The 17045-nt window shown below is 55.6% G+C and carries 16 protein-coding genes; 6 read left to right on the plus strand and 10 right to left on the minus strand.

Translation table 11 applies throughout. The features are described from left to right. Positions 1-140: 140 nt before the first annotated feature. Positions 141-818, plus strand: coding sequence for an HAD family hydrolase (locus AUQ41_RS10535; protein ID WP_063088392.1), 678 nt, complete (start codon positions 141-143; stop codon positions 816-818). 102 nt (positions 819-920) lie between these two features. Here AUQ41_RS10535 and araD read toward each other — a convergent pair whose 3' ends face one another. The 4 genes from araD to chvE all read right to left on the minus strand — a co-directional run bounded on the left by araD (position 921) and on the right by chvE (position 6783). Continuing rightward, positions 921-2669: an L-arabinonate dehydratase gene (araD, locus tag AUQ41_RS10540; protein ID WP_008890509.1), complete on the minus strand. Its 1749-nt coding sequence runs from the start codon at positions 2667-2669 to the stop codon at positions 921-923. A 168-nt stretch (positions 2670-2837) separates the two neighbouring features. Continuing rightward, positions 2838-4022, minus strand: coding sequence for a multiple monosaccharide ABC transporter permease (gene mmsB, locus AUQ41_RS10545; RefSeq protein WP_008890508.1), 1185 nt, complete (start codon positions 4020-4022; stop codon positions 2838-2840). 10 nt (positions 4023-4032) lie between these two features. After that, positions 4033-5556, minus strand: coding sequence for a multiple monosaccharide ABC transporter ATP-binding protein (gene mmsA, locus AUQ41_RS10550; protein WP_063088393.1), 1524 nt, complete (start codon positions 5554-5556; stop codon positions 4033-4035). Between the two features lie 147 nt (positions 5557-5703). Further along, positions 5704-6783 (minus strand): multiple monosaccharide ABC transporter substrate-binding protein, encoded by a 1080-nt coding sequence (chvE, locus tag AUQ41_RS10555; RefSeq protein ID WP_063088394.1) that lies wholly within the window; start codon positions 6781-6783, stop codon positions 5704-5706. Positions 6784-7017: 234 nt separating this feature from the next. Between chvE and AUQ41_RS10560 the strand changes: the two genes are divergently transcribed. The 5 genes from AUQ41_RS10560 (at position 7018) to msrB (ending at position 10958) form a co-directional block, all read left to right on the plus strand. Next, positions 7018-8004 (plus strand): LysR family transcriptional regulator, encoded by a 987-nt coding sequence (locus AUQ41_RS10560; protein ID WP_008890505.1) that lies wholly within the window; start codon positions 7018-7020, stop codon positions 8002-8004. A gap of 95 nt (positions 8005-8099) precedes the next feature. Continuing rightward, positions 8100-9164: a hypothetical protein gene (locus AUQ41_RS10565; RefSeq protein WP_063088395.1), complete on the plus strand. Its 1065-nt coding sequence runs from the start codon at positions 8100-8102 to the stop codon at positions 9162-9164. Positions 9165-9344: 180 nt separating this feature from the next. Continuing rightward, positions 9345-9899 (plus strand): AAA family ATPase, encoded by a 555-nt coding sequence (locus tag AUQ41_RS10570; RefSeq protein WP_063088396.1) that lies wholly within the window; start codon positions 9345-9347, stop codon positions 9897-9899. 12 nt (positions 9900-9911) lie between these two features. Further along, a complete protein-coding gene (locus AUQ41_RS10575; protein WP_232308367.1) occupies positions 9912-10388 on the plus strand; it encodes a thermonuclease family protein in 477 nt (158 codons plus the stop codon). A gap of 129 nt (positions 10389-10517) precedes the next feature. Next, entirely contained in the window at positions 10518-10958 is a 441-nt protein-coding gene (msrB, locus tag AUQ41_RS10580) for a peptide-methionine (R)-S-oxide reductase MsrB (protein WP_008890501.1), read from the plus strand. A 62-nt stretch (positions 10959-11020) separates the two neighbouring features. On the opposite strand, the gene AUQ41_RS10585 is transcribed toward msrB, so the two are convergent. The 6 genes from AUQ41_RS10585 to AUQ41_RS10610 are packed head-to-tail and all read right to left on the minus strand — an operon-like array spanning position 11021 to position 16987. After that, positions 11021-11494: an HAD family acid phosphatase gene (locus AUQ41_RS10585; protein WP_083952903.1), complete on the minus strand. Its 474-nt coding sequence runs from the start codon at positions 11492-11494 to the stop codon at positions 11021-11023. After that, entirely contained in the window at positions 11491-12081 is a 591-nt protein-coding gene (locus AUQ41_RS10590; RefSeq protein ID WP_063088397.1) for a histidine phosphatase family protein, read from the minus strand. Before AUQ41_RS10590 ends, AUQ41_RS10585 begins: the two co-directional genes overlap by 4 nt. Positions 12082-12115: 34 nt before the next feature. Then, on the minus strand, positions 12116-13204 hold the full coding sequence (locus AUQ41_RS10595) for an MBL fold metallo-hydrolase (protein WP_063088398.1): 1089 nt from the start codon (positions 13202-13204) through the stop codon (positions 12116-12118). After that, positions 13204-14286 carry an ABC transporter ATP-binding protein gene (locus AUQ41_RS10600; protein WP_063088399.1) on the minus strand — a complete coding sequence of 361 codons (1083 nt, stop codon included), beginning with the start codon at positions 14284-14286 and terminating at the stop codon, positions 13204-13206. Before AUQ41_RS10600 ends, AUQ41_RS10595 begins: the two co-directional genes overlap by 1 nt. Continuing rightward, the gene (locus tag AUQ41_RS10605) at positions 14274-16010 is read right to left on the minus strand and encodes an iron ABC transporter permease (protein WP_063088400.1); all 1737 of its coding nucleotides are present in this window, start codon (positions 16008-16010) and stop codon (positions 14274-14276) included. The genes AUQ41_RS10600 and AUQ41_RS10605 overlap by 13 nt, the downstream gene beginning before the upstream one ends. Beyond that, positions 16010-16987: an ABC transporter substrate-binding protein gene (locus AUQ41_RS10610; protein WP_198155629.1), complete on the minus strand. Its 978-nt coding sequence runs from the start codon at positions 16985-16987 to the stop codon at positions 16010-16012. Before AUQ41_RS10610 ends, AUQ41_RS10605 begins: the two co-directional genes overlap by 1 nt. Between the last annotated feature and the right edge of the window lie 58 nt (positions 16988-17045).

The raw sequence follows: 17045 nt of genomic DNA on the forward strand, positions 1-17045 counted from the left end.
AGCCCATAAAGAATCACGTTTTGTTACCGGCTGTTAGCAGATGTTACCGATTGTTAATGGCACGGTTTCCGTTAAGTTCCTATAAACCATGCTGCACTTGTCACCACTGCCGCCAATTCACATCCAAGGAGCCCCACCCGATGGCCAAATTCATTCTGTTCGACCTTGATGGCACCCTGATTGACGGGGTCGATGACATCCTGTTTGCGATGAATGATTTGCTGGCCGCCCATGGTCATGCGCAGCTTGTTCGTCATGATATCGAGGCGATGCTAGGCGATGGCACCTGGATGCTGACCAAACGCGCCTTTGCTGCACGTGGATCGGAGCCCACGGATGAGATGCTTGACGAGCTTAATGTCGATTTCAACGCGCGCTATGTCGAAACCGACTACGCCTATACCCGCCTGTTTGAAAATGCCGAAACAGTCCTGCGCCAACTGAAATCAGATGGCTGGACCATTGCACTGGCATCGAACAAACCCGAAGCGCCGTGCAAGGCAATCCTGACCAAGCTTGGTGTCGCGGATCTGTTTAGCATCATCGCTGGCGGGGACAGCTCTGAGGTCAAAAAGCCCGATGGTCGCTTCCTTGGTTTTGTGCTGGGTCAGATTGGTTTTGATAACTCAACCGACACCGCCATCATGGTCGGCGATCACGCCAATGATGTGAATGCCGCCCGCGCGGCCAACATTCATGCAATTGCCGTTGCGATGGAAGTCGATGATATGCGCGCCAAATCGCTTGGCGCGGACGCGGTTGTGACCGGCTATGCCGACCTTGTATCAGCGATTAACGGCATTATTGATCGGCCCTGACAAACCAAAACCGGCCAGCAATTCAATGCTGGCCGGTCTGGCGTGTATCACATGTCACCCCCCAGCGACATGTGATCGGAAATCAAATCCCGGCAGGATCAATCAGTGACTGTCCTTCGGAATTGCCTTGCCGCGATGACCGACGAGGAAGTCGAAGTCGGCCCCGCGATCTGCACCAATGACCGATTTGTAATAGAGCGAGGCATAGCCGCTTTCCGGGACCGGAACGCTGTTTTTCCAGTCTTTCAGGCGCTGGGCCAGCTCTTCATCACTGATATCGAGATGCAGGCGACGGTTGGGGACATCAAGTTCGATCATGTCGCCATTCTTAACGACGGCCAACGGCCCACCTGCCGCGGCCTCGGGCGAGGTATGAAGAACCACCGTGCCGTATGCCGTGCCGCTCATGCGGGCATCTGAAATACGGACCATGTCGGTGATGCCTTTACGCAGCACCTTGGGCGGCAGGCCCATATTGCCGACCTCTGCCATGCCCGGATAACCTTTCGGGCCGCAGTTTTTCAGAACCATGATGCAGGTTTCATCGATATCAAGGTCCTCGTCATAGATCTTGGCCTTGTAATCATCGATGTCTTCAAACACCACAGCCCGCCCACGATGGGTCAGAAGTTCCGGGGTTGCGGCCGATGGTTTCAGGACCGCACCATTTGGTGCGAGGTTGCCTTTGACAACGGCGATGCCACCACTGGCGGTCAGGGCCTTTTCAAACGGACGAATAACATCTTCGTTCCAGTTGCGGACATCCTTGACCTGTTCCCACATGGTTTCACCCGATACGGTCAGGGCATCGTTATGAAGCTTGCCAGCCTCGGCCAGCGCCTTGATCACCACAGGCAGACCACCGGAATAGAAGAATTCCTCCATCAGGTAGTCACCAGACGGCTGCAAATTGACAATCGTCGGGATATCACGGCCCAACCGATCCCAGTCATCAAGCGACAGATCGATGCCAACACGTCCGGCAATGGCAAGCAAGTGAATAACCGCGTTGGTCGAACCACCGATTGCGCCGTTGACCCGAATGGCGTTCTCGAACGCTTCCTTGGTCATAACATCAGACGGTTTCAGGTCATCCTTGACCATCTGAACGATACGGCGACCGGTAATGTGCGCCATCACGCGACGGCGGCTGTCGACGGCCGGAATGGCCGCATTGCCTGAAAGCGCCATGCCAAGCGCCTCGGCCATGCTGGCCATGGTCGATGCGGTACCCATGGTGTTGCACGAGCCCGGCGACCGCGACATGGCAATTTCAGCTTCAAGGAAATCTTCGGTGCTGATCTTGCCGGCCTTGCGGTCCTCGGAAAGCTGCCAAAGCGATGTGCCTGATCCGATATCCTCACCGCGCCATTTGCCATTAAGCATCGGGCCACCGGTAACGACGATTGCCGGGATATCAACACTGGCCGCCCCCATCAGAAGCGACGGGGTTGTTTTATCGCAGCCGACCATCAGGACAACGCCATCAAGCGGGGTTCCGCGCAACATTTCCTCGACATCCATCGAAGCTAGGTTACGGAACATCATCGCGGTCGGGCGCAGCGTACTTTCACCGGTTGAAAAAACCGGGAATTCAAGCGGGAGCCCACCGGCCTCGTAGATGCCGTGTTTGACGCGTTCGGCCAGATCGCGCAAATGGGCATTACACGGGGTCAGTTCCGACCAGGTATTACAAATGCCGATCACCGGACGTCCGTCAAACAGATCCGATGGCAAGCCCTGGTTCTTCATCCAGCTGCGGTGATAGATATTGTCCTTGCTGGTTCCGCCGAACCATCCCTCTTGCGAGCGGAGGGTACGCGGCCAGGGTGCCGGTTTGAACTTCGTCATGCCCGTTTTCCTTTTTGACTTATTATCGTGACGGATCCGGTGATGTGCGGTTGGGATGGCCGCACACAGGACTTTGAACGACACGCATCAGCAACCGGCGCCATAAACCAATTATGGTGAAACCGGTTGGTGTGACCCCGATGCGTATCGTTCCGCGTCATCGTGTTGTTACGCCTTGTTTTTGTTGTAGACGTCGAGGATCACAGCCGCCAAAAGCACGAGGCCCTTGATCACCTGCTGCCAGTCAATACCGACACCGATAATCGACATCCCGTTATTCATGACACCCATGATCAATGCGCCAACGACGGCACCAATGACCTTGCCAACACCGCCTGACATCGACGCGCCACCAATAAAGACAGCGGCAATAACGTCAAGCTCAAACGCAAGACCGGCCTTTGGCGTTGCCGTATTCAGACGGGCGGCAAAGACCAGCCCGGCAAGGGCGGCCAACATGCCCATATTGGCGAATGTGAAGAAGGTCAGGCGTTTGGTATTGATGCCCGAAAGCTTGGCGGCTTTTTCATTCCCACCGAGCGCATAGATACGACGGCCCAAAGTGGTGCTGTTGGTGATGAAGGTAAAGATCGCAATCAGAACCGCCATGATCACCAGAATGTTTGGCAATCCGCGATAGGTCGACAGCAGATAGGTCACAAACAGGATCGCAATCCCCGCCACCGCATGTTTGATGACAAATACGGCCATCGGTTCTTCGACCGCGGCAAACTTTTCCTGCTTGGCGCGCGAACGCAGACCAAGGATCGGCAGCAATGCCGCCAGAACCACACCCAGCGTCATCGAAAAGACGTTAAAGCGTCCTTCGATCAGGCCACCAAAGAAGTCCGGGATAAAGCCCGACGACATCGCCTGGAAGCTGTCGGGGAACGGACCAACCGACGCCCCGCCCAGAAGTGCTAGCGTCAAGCCCTTGAACACCAGCATCCCCGCCAGCGTCACAATAAAGGACGGAATGCGCCAATAGGCCACCCAATACCCTTGGGCCGCACCAATGATGGCCCCGGCAATCAGGCAGACCGGCACGACCAGAACGGTTGGCAAGTCCCAATTGACGATCATCACGGCGGCCAGCGCACCGATGAAGCCAACGACAGAGCCGACCGAAAGGTCAATATTGCCGCCAACAATCACCAGCAACATGCCAACAGCCATGATGATGATGTAGCTGTTTTGCAGGAACAGGTTGGTCAGGTTGACCGGCTTGAGCATGATGCCGTCTGTCAGAACCTGGAAGAAGGCCAGAATGGCAACCAGCGCAACAACCATGCCGTATTCACGAATGTGGGTGCGCAGATAGTAGCCGATTGATTTGGTTTCAGTATCCGTCATTGTCTGTTCCTCAGCCTTTCAGGATCATGCGCATGATTGCTTCCTGGCTTGCGTCTTTTGCCGCAAGCTGTCCTTTGATCTCACCTTCGTTCATGACGTAGATGCGATCGCACATGCCCAGAAGCTCCGGCATTTCCGACGAGATCATGATGACCCCCTTACCGTCGGCTGCCAGTTGGTTGATAATCGTATAAATCTCGTATTTCGCCCCGACATCGATGCCGCGCGTCGGCTCATCAAGAATGAGCACTTCGGGTGCAGCAAACAGCCATTTTGACAAAACGACTTTCTGCTGGTTGCCGCCCGAAAGGTTCATCACCTTCTGTGCGACATTGGGGGTTCGAATGTTGATTTTTTCCCGATATTCCTCGGCAACGGATCGTTCCGCGCCGTCATTGAGAACACCGTTTTCCGAAACACCCGGCAAGTTCGCCAGCGTAATGTTGGTCGTGATGCTTTCTTCAAGGATCAGACCCATTTCCTTGCGGTCTTCGGTGACATAGGCCAGTCCCGATGCAATTGCCTTTTCCACGGTCGATACATCGACCGGCGTGCCATTGATCAGGACTTCACCGGAAATATCTGTGCCATAGGACTGACCAAAGATGCTCATGGCAAGTTCGGTCCGACCAGCGCCCATCAGGCCCGCAATACCGACAACTTCACCGGCCGCAACATCAATGCTGACATTATCAACGACCTTGCGTTCGGGATGCAGCGGATGGGTTGCCGACCAGTTGCGGACTTCCATCAACTTGCCTGAACCGATACTTGGCGTGCGTTCCGGATAGCGGTGCGCCATATCGCGCCCGACCATGTCCTTGACGATATGGTCTTCGGTGATGTTGCCACCGCGCGCATCAAGGGTCGAGATCGCCTTGCCATCGCGAATAACCGTGATGCGGTCTGCCACCCGGTTGATTTCATTAAGCTTGTGCGAAATCAGGATCGAGGTAATGCCCTGCGCCTTGAATTCCAGCAACAGGTCGAGCAGCTTCTGGCTGTCATTTTCCTGCAAGCTCGCAGTCGGCTCATCAAGGATCAGCAGCTTCACTTTTTTCGAAAGCGCCTTGGCGATTTCGACCAGTTGCTGTTTGCCAACCCCGATATTGGTGACCAACGTCGCCGGGTTTTCTTTCAAACCGACTTTTGACAGCAACTCACCGGTGCGCGCAAAGGTCGCAGGCCAGTTGATCACGCCATTTTCGCTGATTTCGTTGCCGAGAAAAATGTTTTCGGCAATCGACAGCAACGGCACAAGTGCCAGTTCCTGGTGAATAATGATGATCCCGCGTTCTTCACTGTCGCGGATATCCTTGAATTCCTGCACCCCGCCATCGTAAAGGATGTCACCTTCATAGGTTCCGTGCGGATAAACACCGCTCAGCACCTTCATCAGGGTGGATTTACCTGCACCGTTTTCGCCACAAAGCGCGTGGATTTCCCCGCGTTCAACTTTGAGGCTGACATCATCCAGTGCCTTCACACCCGGAAAGGTCTTGGTGATGTTCTTCATTTCCAGGATGGTATCCATCCGGTCCTCCCACTGCCATTGACACTGCAACGGCGTCTTCGTCTGCTTTGGTCTTTGTTTTCCTGGAAACCAGTCGGGCGATTTGCCCTAGAAACCTTAAGAAAAGCGGCCCCGGCGCAAACGCCGGGACCTTCAATGCCTAAGCGCTTATTGCACTTCGTCTTTGGTGTAATAGCCTGAACCAATAAGGATTTCTTCCCAATTGGATTTATCAACCATGATCGGCTCAAGCAGGTAGGAAGGAACAACCTTCACACCGTTGTCGTAAGTGCTGGTGTCGTTGATGGTCGGCTTTTCGCCTGCAAGGACACTGTCCACCATCGAGACGGTTACACGTGCAAGTTCACGGGTATCCTTGAAGATGGTGGAATACTGTTCACCAGCCAGGATCGACTTGACCGACGGCAGTTCAGCATCCTGACCGGTAACGATCGGCATTTTCATATCGCCGGAACCGTAACCAACGCCTTTAAGCGAGGAGAGGATACCAATCGACAGCCCGTCATAGGGCGACAGAACACCATCGACTTCTTCATCGGTGTAATGTGCTGAAAGAAGGTTATCCATACGGGCCTGGGCAACCGCACCATCCCAACGCAGGGTACCGACCGTGTCCATGCCCATCTGGCCGGATTTGATCACGATGGTTCCCTCGTCGATCAGCGGCTGCAGGATCGACATCGCACCGTTATAGAAGAAATACGCGTTGTTATCATCCGGCGAACCGCCGAACAGTTCAACATTATAGGGCGGCTCACCCGATGCAATCAGGCCATCAACCAGCGAGGTGGCCTGCTGGACGCCGACCTGGAAGTTATCGAAGGTGGAATAATAATCCACATTCGGGCTTTCAACGATCAGGCGGTCATAGGCGAAAACCTTGATGCCTGCTGCTGCTGCGTTTTCCAGCGCATTCGAAAGCGTGGTACCGTCAATCGCCGCGATCACAAGGACGTCGACGCCCTTAACGATCATGTTTTCGATCTGGGACAGCTGGTTGGGAATATCGTCTTCTGCGTACTGAAGATCGGTTTTGTAGCCGGCAGCTTCAAACTGCTCGACCATGGAATTTCCGTCGGAAATCCAACGTGCCGAAGATTTGGTGGGCATTGCGATCCCGACATAGCCTTTTTCATCGGCATGGGCGTAACCGCCGGAAATCATCGGGCTCATCATTGCGGCCGCGCCAAAGGCGACCCCTGCCATTACGGCACCGAGACGTTTCATAGCTATCCTCCCTAAAAGACACGGCATACATGCCATTATTCTTTACGCCCGACTTTCACAGGCATTCGTGACCTGCATACGTCGTGTCTTTGTTTTCAATTGATATTGCATCCTATTTCCCAAAGGACACGGCGCCATTATTCAGACGCCCTACATAACAATCAAATAAACATTTTCGAAACTTGCATATCAAAATTGATATACTAAAATCACGCCATACCGGAGGAATCCATTATGGCCAAGACATCCAATCTGCTCCCGCTCAGTTCTGCGAAATCCCTGCTTTTCCGCTCTGGGAACCTGTTTCAGAGGGGGCTTAAGCTTAGTCACCTGCGCATGATTGTCGCGATGGAAGAGACCGGTCAGATCAGTCTGGCGGCTGACATGCTCAAGACATCCCAACCGGCGGCCTCTAGACTATTGTCTGAGATGGAAACCATCCTTGAGGCGCGGTTATGTGTCCGCAGTGCGCGCGGGATCGAGATGACCAATGCCGGACGCGCCCTTGCCAGACGCGCGCGCAGTATGCTGATTGAAATACGCGAAGCCGAACGCGAGATCGAGGATATCAAACATGGTGGCGGCACTGTCTTCATTGGCGCTGTGACCGCAGCGGCCGTTGAACTGGTCGTGCCCGCCATCCGAAGCGTTCAGGCCGTCAACTCGTTGCTTGAGGCCCATGTGGGGGTTGGGCCGTCGCATTTGCTGATCAAGGATTTGCTGGCGGGTGATCATGACTTTGTCATTGGCCGCGTGCCCGAGGATATGGACCCGCGCCTGTTTAACATCCGCGAAATCAGGAGCGAGAAAATCCGCCTGATGGTGCGGACCGGTCATCCGCTGCTTGAAAGCAACAAGCCGATCACCCTTGCCCGCCTTGCCCAGTTCGAATGGATCTTGCCACCGCCCGGCAACCTGATGCGTCGTACGATCGAGGATGTGTTTATTTCACGCCACCTGCCCTTGCCGCATTCGAGTTTGAATTCCGCGTCCCTTCTGGTGACGCTAGCGACCCTTGCCGACACCAACGCCATTGCCCCAATGGCCGAGGAAGTCACAACCCTTCTGACCAGTGGCGGGCTGATTACCGAACTGCCCTTTGATGGCGCGATTGAAATCAAACCCTATAGTCTGATCACCGCACGCGGCCATCGGCTTTCACCCTCGGCACAACTGGTTTCCGATCATATCCTTGCACGCATCGAAAAACCGCATGGCTAGCCTGATCGTCATGCAATTATTTGCACTGTGAAGCTCTCCAAAACTGGCGTAAGCTTCTGAGACAAAACAAGACATGTTGTGACCGAGAGTAAAACATGCCCGCAAGCCTTCGATTTCTCAGCGCCCTGTTCGTCGCCGTCTCGCCCCTGATCGCAACAGGTGCGCACGCCAGTGCGACCGATGACAGCACGGCGGAAATGTCCGATATGGACCGCCCGGCCGCCTTTGCGGTCATGGACATGCGTGCCAGCACAGCATGGGCGATCAATCATTTTCAGTGGCTGGACCCGAACGAAGAAGCACTTGAAACCCTTGTGTTTTCGGCGGGAAAAGGTCCGATGCGGCTTGATTTCGTTATGGACAATATCGTTCCGTCCTATTGCGAACTCCATCCCGATCCCGAGAATTGCGATGGTCCGGGCGTCCCGGTCAGCTGGATGGAAGATGTCCCGCAAACCATCTGCATGGATATTCCGCTTGTGCTTAAGGCGCGCCACAAGGATGTTTTGAAAAAGGCCGACCTTCTGTGCCTGCAACCGCAAAGCAACCTGCTTTTCCCCGATGACTGGATTGCCGGCAACGGCTGGCCCCAAGTCCATCTTCACCAGACCGTCACACCGCGCAAAATCCGCCATGACGGCAGTACAGCGATCATTGACCTTGTCATTACCGATGCCATTGCCACGGGCATCGCCAACCTGTCTGAACTGGGCTATGGCCCGGCCACAATCGGCATGAGCGATGATGAACTGCGCGATGTGATCGGCCCGAACCTTGATACCTTTATTGCCGGCGATGATGAAAGCTGCACCTATCTGCAACGCGATCTGGATCCGTCCGGACTGGGCTACATGGTTCTTGATGGCAAACTTGCCCGGGTATCGCTTTATGGTGACGAGCATGATGTTGCCACAAGCCTCGTGCGCACCCGCAATGGCCTTTCCATCGGATCGACCAAGGAAGACGTGTATGCCGCCTTTGCCGGTCAAACCTTGATCGAGGAAGAAAACGAATATCTTGGCCCGGACGGGCGCTATGTCACCTGGTGGCAGGATGACGCCAAAACGCACGGCATCCGGTTTGAGATTGATGAAAACGGCACCGTCATCGCCATTCATGCTGGCAGCGATGCAATCACATTGATCGAAGGCTGCGTCTAATCCCCGACAACCAAGCAGCACCGCATTTTCTTTGCCGTTGACTTGCCCTGCCAAGCCGGTAAAAGCGCGTCTTGCACAGATCATACAGATCTCGCCACTACCCAAAACCAACAACAATATTGCCATCCCCTTGCCGCAAAGCCCGACCAGAACGGCGTGCTTGCGGAGACACGAACACGAATGCAAACACCCATAACGTCCAACCTTGTTGTCCTTACCGGCGGTCCCGGTACGGGCAAAACCACATTGATCAACCATCTTGATGACCGGGGCTTTGACACCAGCCCCGAGGTGGCGCGTGCGATCATCGAAGAGCAGCTTGAACGCGGCGGCACCGCCCTGCCGTGGGAGGATAATGATGCCTATGCCGGGCTGATGTTCCGACGCTCCATCCGGGCCTGGCAGGAAGACATCCAAAATCATCCACGCACGGTTTTCTGTGATCGGGGCCTGCCCGACACCCTTGCGCACCGAAGACTAAGCGGCCTTCCGGAAAATCCCGATCTGATCCGCGCGATCAATACCTATCGCTATCACCGGGTGGCGTTTGTCCTGCCGCCCTGGTCAGAAATCTACAAAAACGATACGGCGCGCACACAAAGCTTCTCCGAGGCCGTCAGAACATATGTCGTGCTGTGCCGGACCTATCATGAATGCGGCTATGAACTGGTCGAAATTCGCAAAGGCCCGGTCGAACAACGCGCCGCCCAGATCCTTGCCCGCCTCAAACTTTAAGATAAACGCCCCATGATGCCTTTAAGCCAGCCCACATCCCGATTTGCCAAACATGCCGTCATGGCATGCACGGCCGCAGTAACGATGATCACCAGCCTGCCGGCCATTGCCGCCTGCTATGACTGGCCACTGCGCGAATATCGCGGCAATTATGCCTATGACGGCGACACGATCTATGTCGCCATTCCCGGCCTGCCGGATGAAATCGCCAATATGTCGGTGCGGGTACGCGGGGTCGACACGCCTGAAATGCGCGGCCAATGCGACAGTGAAAAGCAACTCGCCCAAAAGGCGCGCGACTATGCCCGTCAACGCCTGAAGTCTGCGACATCGGTGCAGTTCTGCGAACCGGAATGGGGCCGCTATGGCGGGCGTGTGGTGGCGTCTGTAAAGATTGATGGCAGTCCGCTTGATCTTGAGCTGATCGAAAACGGCCTTGCCCGCCCCTATGACGGCAAAACCAAACGTCAGCCCTGGTGCCAAGGCTAAGTATCAGAGCTGGCCAAATCAACCTTTGATGTCACTTCGGTGTGAAGTCACTGGACAACAGCGATATTCCAACCATCTTTGCAAACAGGAAATCGCCAAACCGAAGTTCAGAAGGCTAAGTGACGAAATATGAGCAAATATCACAAAGACCCGGATGCTATCCGCGACCTGTCGCCCGAACAATATTATGTGACACAGGAAAGCGGCACCGAACCGCCGTTTCGCAATGATTTCTGGGACCATAAGGAAGACGGGCTTTATGTCGATATTGTCTCGGGCGAGCCACTTTTTACCTCGCGCGACAAATTCGATAGCGGCTGTGGCTGGCCAAGCTTTGTAAAGCCGGTTCAGTCCGAACATATCGTCGCCAAGGAAGACAATACGCACGGCATGCGCCGGATTGAAGTCCGATCCAAACATGGCGACAGCCACCTTGGTCACGTCTTCCCCGATGGCCCGAAGGATCGCGGTGGATTGCGTTATTGCATCAACTCGGCATCTCTTCGCTTTGTTGCGATCGAGGATCTTGAGGCCGAAGGGTATGGCGAATACCGCCATCTGTTCGAATAAACAGACAAAAAAGACCGGCGCGAAGCCGGTCTTTTTATTTGTATGATGATTAGAAATCACACTCAAAAATCACCGGGCGCACATTGCAGGCAAGTCAGCCCCATATCGCGCCATTTATCGACCACCCGTCTGCGATCATCGACCACCAGCCACGGGTTAAAGCCATCCTCGATGATCTTGGCCAGAAGGTCTTCCTTGACCTCCTCGTCGGTGCGGTGATCGGCATCCATGGGGCGCAGATACATGCCATCAAACGGGATATCATGCGCGCGCAGCCAGGCTTCTGATCGGTGTTGCCAACCAGCCGGACGGCCTGAACAGATCAGGATCGCATGGCCGGATGCATGCAGGATGCGCAACAGTTTCTCGATATTTTCAATCGGTTTGGCGTGGTCCATGGCGTCAAAGAACGCATCCCACTGTTTTTCCACACCATGAACCAGATGCCCCAAAGCATCGGCATCAAAATGCGCCAGCGTGCCATCCATATCAAACACGACTGCATCACGCGCATCACGGGCTTTGGGTTCAGTCACGCAGAAATCTCCTTGATCAGGTTTTCGGTCAAATTTTCATACTCCCAGCCGATTTCCATCGGGCGGAACAGGATCGGGGTGGCGTTGGGCACACGCGGGCCATCGGCCTCGAACCCGGTCATGTAAAGAATGCAGCGCGCCACACCGGAATGGGCAACGATCACAGTCAGGTCATCACTGACCTCGGCCAATGCCTGTTGCATGGCAAAGGACACGCGTTGGCACATGGCATCAAACCCCTCGCCATTGGGGGGCGTGTCAAAGCGCGGGCAAAGTTCGGAGATCGGGCGACCTTCCAGATCGCCCCAGTGGCGTTCACGCAGGCCATCAAGCACCTTGGCGTCATAATCGGGCAGCACAAGATTGGCCGTCGTGCGTGCCCGGTCCTGCGGGCTGACATAGACCGCCCGCCATTTCGTCATCGCCATTAGTGGCGCAATCGCCACCGCCTGTTCGCGCCCGGTTTCATTCAGTGGCGGTTCATTTGACCCGGCAATGATGCCTGCCCGGTTGGCATCGGTTTCCCCGTGCCGGATGAAGACAAACGGCAGTTTGGGAAAATCGAACTTTTCAGCGGCATAGATCATGACCAGACATCACCTTTGTTGGAGAACGCATGCATTACAAATAGAACCGATCTGCAAGCTGTAGCCGCCCGTCAAACCCGTCGACAAGCCCAAAATCCTCTGGCCGGCTGGTGAATAAGGGCACGACCTGCATCGCATGGCATTGATTGGCAAGGTCGATGACGTGGCTTGCCAGCGGGTGCACATTCCAGCGCCGGAAATGGGCATGGCCCTTTTCGACCATCTTGCGGGCCTCAATCGGCATGAAACCGGTAAAGATCACATGCGCACTTGCCCCCATGCGACCGGCATCCTGCCATTGATCAATCAGTTCGCGTGCCTTGCCAAAGGTTGCGCATGGCGCATGACACAGCAGCAAGCGTGCATTCGGATTGAAATGCTTGGCCTTGTCCTTAAGGCTGCGCAACTGACGAATGGCGTCACTTGCAACGTAATCCGATCCATGGGCATCAAGCACCTGTTTGACCTGCCCATAACAACGATCATCCATCGACCAGTCGGTCAGGCCATGACGTTCAAACAACAAAGCCATTTCTGCAGCCCGGCCACTGGGCGGCACGGGAAACAGGATTTGCCCATCCAGCTTGGTCATGGTGGTCAAAAGGCTATCAATGCGGACCTGCTGGGTCAGTTGTTCCATGCCATAGGACGCATCAAGCAACACGGTGGCGGCATCTGGTGGCGTGTCATAGAGGAAATAATCGGATTCCTGACAGAAATCGCCAGAATACAGCACCCCGCCCCCCAGTTCGAAATGCAGCCACACCCCGCCAAATGAATGACCGGTGCGTCCGGTCGTCACGGTCACGCCATCCACCTGAATTTCCCCAAAGGGTGGCAGCGGGATGACATTGGCACCCTTGGGAAGGGAACGCGCTGTAACCTCGGTGCAATAGATCGGCAAACCGGCATCAACGATTTCGCCCGCCGCCCCGATATGGTCGATATGGTCATGGGTAATGAAAACAGCGTTAACTTTATTGAGCCACGCCGGATCAAATCCCTGATCACTTTCGGGACCTACCCCGCAATCAAGCAACCAACGCCGGTTAAAGAATTCCAGTCGCAAACAGGCCGGGCCTTTTTCGCCAAGACCGGAAAGAACACGCATACGGGCTGACATCAGGCGGCCTCACCCGACATGCGGTCAAACACCCAGCCGTCATTGACCTGAAGTCCGACTTGCTCCCCGATCCGGGCACGGCGGTTGGCATAAACCGGCAAGGTATGATCCGCGCCAATCCGGACCGACAGGCGAAACCGCCCGCCGAGATAGACGCAATCATCGACCTGACCGCGCAACGGCGCATCATCCGTGACCCAGACGTCTTCTGGCCGCAGGCAAAGACCGGCATTGGCAGTGGTAAGGCCATCGGCCAGTTTCGGGCAGATGCGCGCGGTAATGCTGTTTTGCCCCAACTGGACGGAGCAATTACCGTTACTTCCGAGCGTAACACCTTGCACCGGCAGGACCGCCCCCGCCCCAACAAAGCCCGCCACCATCAGATCGGCCGGTTCACGATAAAGCGTTTCAGGCGCTGCCATCTGGCGAATATGGCCCTTGTCCATCACCGCAATCCGATCCGCCATTGCCATGGCTTCGGACTGGTCATGGGTGACGTAAATCATCGTCGCCCCGGTACGGCGATGGAAATCAAGAAACGCCTGCTGCATGGTTTCACGTAAATGCACATCAAGGTTGGCCAACGGTTCATCAAGCAACACCGCCCGCGGCTCCATGACAAGGCAGCGCGCCAATGCCACACGTTGACGCTGCCCGCCTGATAGTTCCGACGGACTGCGATTGGCATAGGGACCAAGGGCGACGATATCGAGTGCCTCGGCAATCTTGCGATCCTGATCGGTCCGGCTGAGCCCGCGCACCTCAAGCGGATAGCCAACATTGCGCGCGACTGTCATATGCGGCCACAGGGCATAGGACTGAAACACGATGCCAAGATTGCGGCCTTCGGGACTGATCATGATGTTTTTTTCAGGACTTGCCATGATCTGACCGCCGAGTGAAATCTGGCCGTGATCGGGTTCTTCGAACCCGGCGAGCAACCTTAGAAGTGTTGTCTTGCCACAGCCGGACGGGCCCAGCAGAGCCACGAATTCCCCATCGGCAATATCAAGCGAGACCTGATTGACCGCCCGATAATCGCCAAAGCATTTGGTAATGCGCGAAAGATTTATGTCTGCCACGGTACAACTCCTTTGGGCAAACGACGCGCGGCAAGCTGAAAACAGCTCATCAGCGCGATCACCACCAGCACGACCAGAACCGCCACGGCCGAAGCCAGAACGGTGTCGCCACTGTCATCAAGATTGAAAATCAGAACGCCCAACGTCTCGTTCCCGGCCGACCACAGAAGGGCCGAAACGGTCAGTTCGTTAAAGGCGGTCAGGAAAACCAAAAGCGCCCCGGCCGCAGCCGAAGGTGCGGCAAGCGGCAGCAGGATATCGCGCAAGCGGCGCGCCAGCCCTGCCCCACAGGCCTGGGCGGCTTCTTCAAGGGCGGGGTCAAGCTGGGTAAAGCTGTTCATCACCGGACGCAGCGCAATCACCAGAAAACGTGCGAGGTACGCGACGAAAATGATCGCAAGCGTGCCATACAAACTGACATCAATCAGCGGAATGCGGATAAACAGAAGGATGCAGGCAATCGCCAAAACCACGCCGGGCAAGGCATAGGGCACCTCGACCAGAAGATTGATCAGCTTGGTCAGGTTCGAAGGCCTGCGCACCATCACATAGGCCAGCGGCAGGCAGATCAGAACAAGCGTGATGGCCGCCCCCACGGACAGAACAAAGCTGTTCTGAAACGCGCGAATGGTCGATGGCTGCACGAACATGACTTCGTGGAACGCCTCGAACGTCGCATTGGCAAAGGTCAGCTTGACGCCAAAGGCCGGCACCAGTGCGGTGGTAAAGAGTGCTAGAAGCGGAATAACCAGAATGGCAACCAACACGGCCCAAAGGGCCATTTCCACCAAGCCCCGACGCGCGCCGAGTTTCACGTCCAAAGGACGCCCGACCATCCCCATCAGGCGATAGTCACGTTTGGACAGCAAACGGTGATGCAGCGCGACCCCACAAATCGCAATCGCCCCGATCAGCATGGCAAGCACGGAAACCTCGCCCAGAACCGACGGACCAAACCCGGCAAGCTTTTGATAAATTAATGTCGGCAGCGTCTGATAGCCTGCCGGAATGCCCAGCATCGCCGGAATGCCAAAGTTGCCAAGCGCGGTAACAAAGGCCATGGCCGTACCGGCAATCAGGCCCGGACTGGTCAGCGGCAAAATGATCTGCCACCACAAACGCCCGCCGCGTGCCCCCGCCAGACGGGCGGCTTCGATCTGTTCGCGCGGCAACATGCGCAGGTTTGCGCGCAGCGTCAGAAACACGATGGAGGCATGCTGAATTCCCAGCAACAGGGCGATGCCTTCTGCGGAATAAAGCGGTTGGGGCGATCCCAGCGGTGGGGCCATGCCAATGGCGTTTAAAAGCGCACTGCTGGGTCCGGTCAATTGCACCCAACTAAGCGCCGTGATCTGTGGCGGGATCATCATCGGGATCATGAAACAGAACACCAATGCCGCCTTGGCGCGGATATCGGTCAGTGCGACCAAAAAGGCAAAGGCGCCCCCGATCAAAAGGGAGATAATCGTCCCAAGACCGGCGGTATAAAGGCTGTTTGCCGTGGCCCGCCAGGTTGATGAATTGCCCAGCACATCCTGAAAATAATCAAACGAAGGCACACCACCGACCATCACACCTTCAAACCCAAGGCGCAGGATCGGCAAAATCGAAATAATAAATACCGGCACCACCAACCAAATCAGCAACCGGTCCGAAGACCGGTTGCCATTTGGTTTGGCGATTATGCCAGGCAGAACGCCGCGAAGGCGACCTGTAGCCTGCATTATTCAGCCCCGAACATGTCTGCGAATTTCTGTTTGTTGGCTTCGGCCTGTTCCAGCGCGATGGCCGGATTGAAGTCCATCAACTTGATCTCGCTGCGTGCCGGGAAACCGGCCGGAAGCGCCATGTCGTTACGGGCCGGGATGTAGCCCATATCAAGCACCAGTTCCTGACCCTGTTCGGACAGAAGGAAATCAACGAACTTGTGCGCGGCATCAACGTTCTTGGCGTCTTTCATGATCGCGACCGGCTCGGTCACATAGGTCACACCTTCAGACGGGAAGACGAAATCAACCGGCGATCCATCGGCCTTGCCACGGATGGCAAGGAAGTCGACAACCACGCCATAGGGCTTTTCACCCGATGCAACTGCCTTGAAGGTACCGCCATTACCACCCTTGGCGCGTGCTTCGTTGGCGGCCAGGGCCTGATAGTAATCCCAGCCAAGATCCTTGTTCTCGGTCAGGGTGGAGAGGTGAATAAGGGCCGCACCGGAATAAAGCGGGCTTGGCATTGCGATCTGGTTTTTCACCGCCGGATCAGCAAGATCTTTCCACGATGTCGGGGCTTTGACGGCGGTGTTATAGACGATGCCGCTGGTGATCAGCTTGGTCGAATAGTAATAGCCTTCACCATCATAAAGACCATCTTCATAGGCACTTGCCTCGCCCGATTTATAGGCCTGCAACAGACCTTCCTGCTTGAGACCTTCAAGGGTCACGGTATCGGCAATCAGAAGAACATCCGGGCGCGGGTCGCCAGCGGCGATCTCCGCACGCAGTTTCGCCATCAGTTTGGTGGTGCCGTCACGGACCCACTCAACTTCAATTTCCGGGTTGGCAGCCATAAAGGCATCAACAGTGGTCTGGGCATCCTTGTTCGGCTGGCTGGTATAAAGAACCAGCTTTTCAGCAGCCTGCCCAACAACCGGCAGCATCATCGCGGCAGAGGCAACCGCAGCAAGAAGAACGTTACGCATGATCGGCATCCCTATAGATCGAAAAGAAGGTTTCGTTCGAAAATGTTTCGATCCGGAA

Source organism: Thalassospira sp. MCCC 1A02898 (assembly GCF_001618185.1).
Lineage (GTDB): Bacteria > Pseudomonadota > Alphaproteobacteria > Rhodospirillales > Thalassospiraceae > Thalassospira > Thalassospira tepidiphila.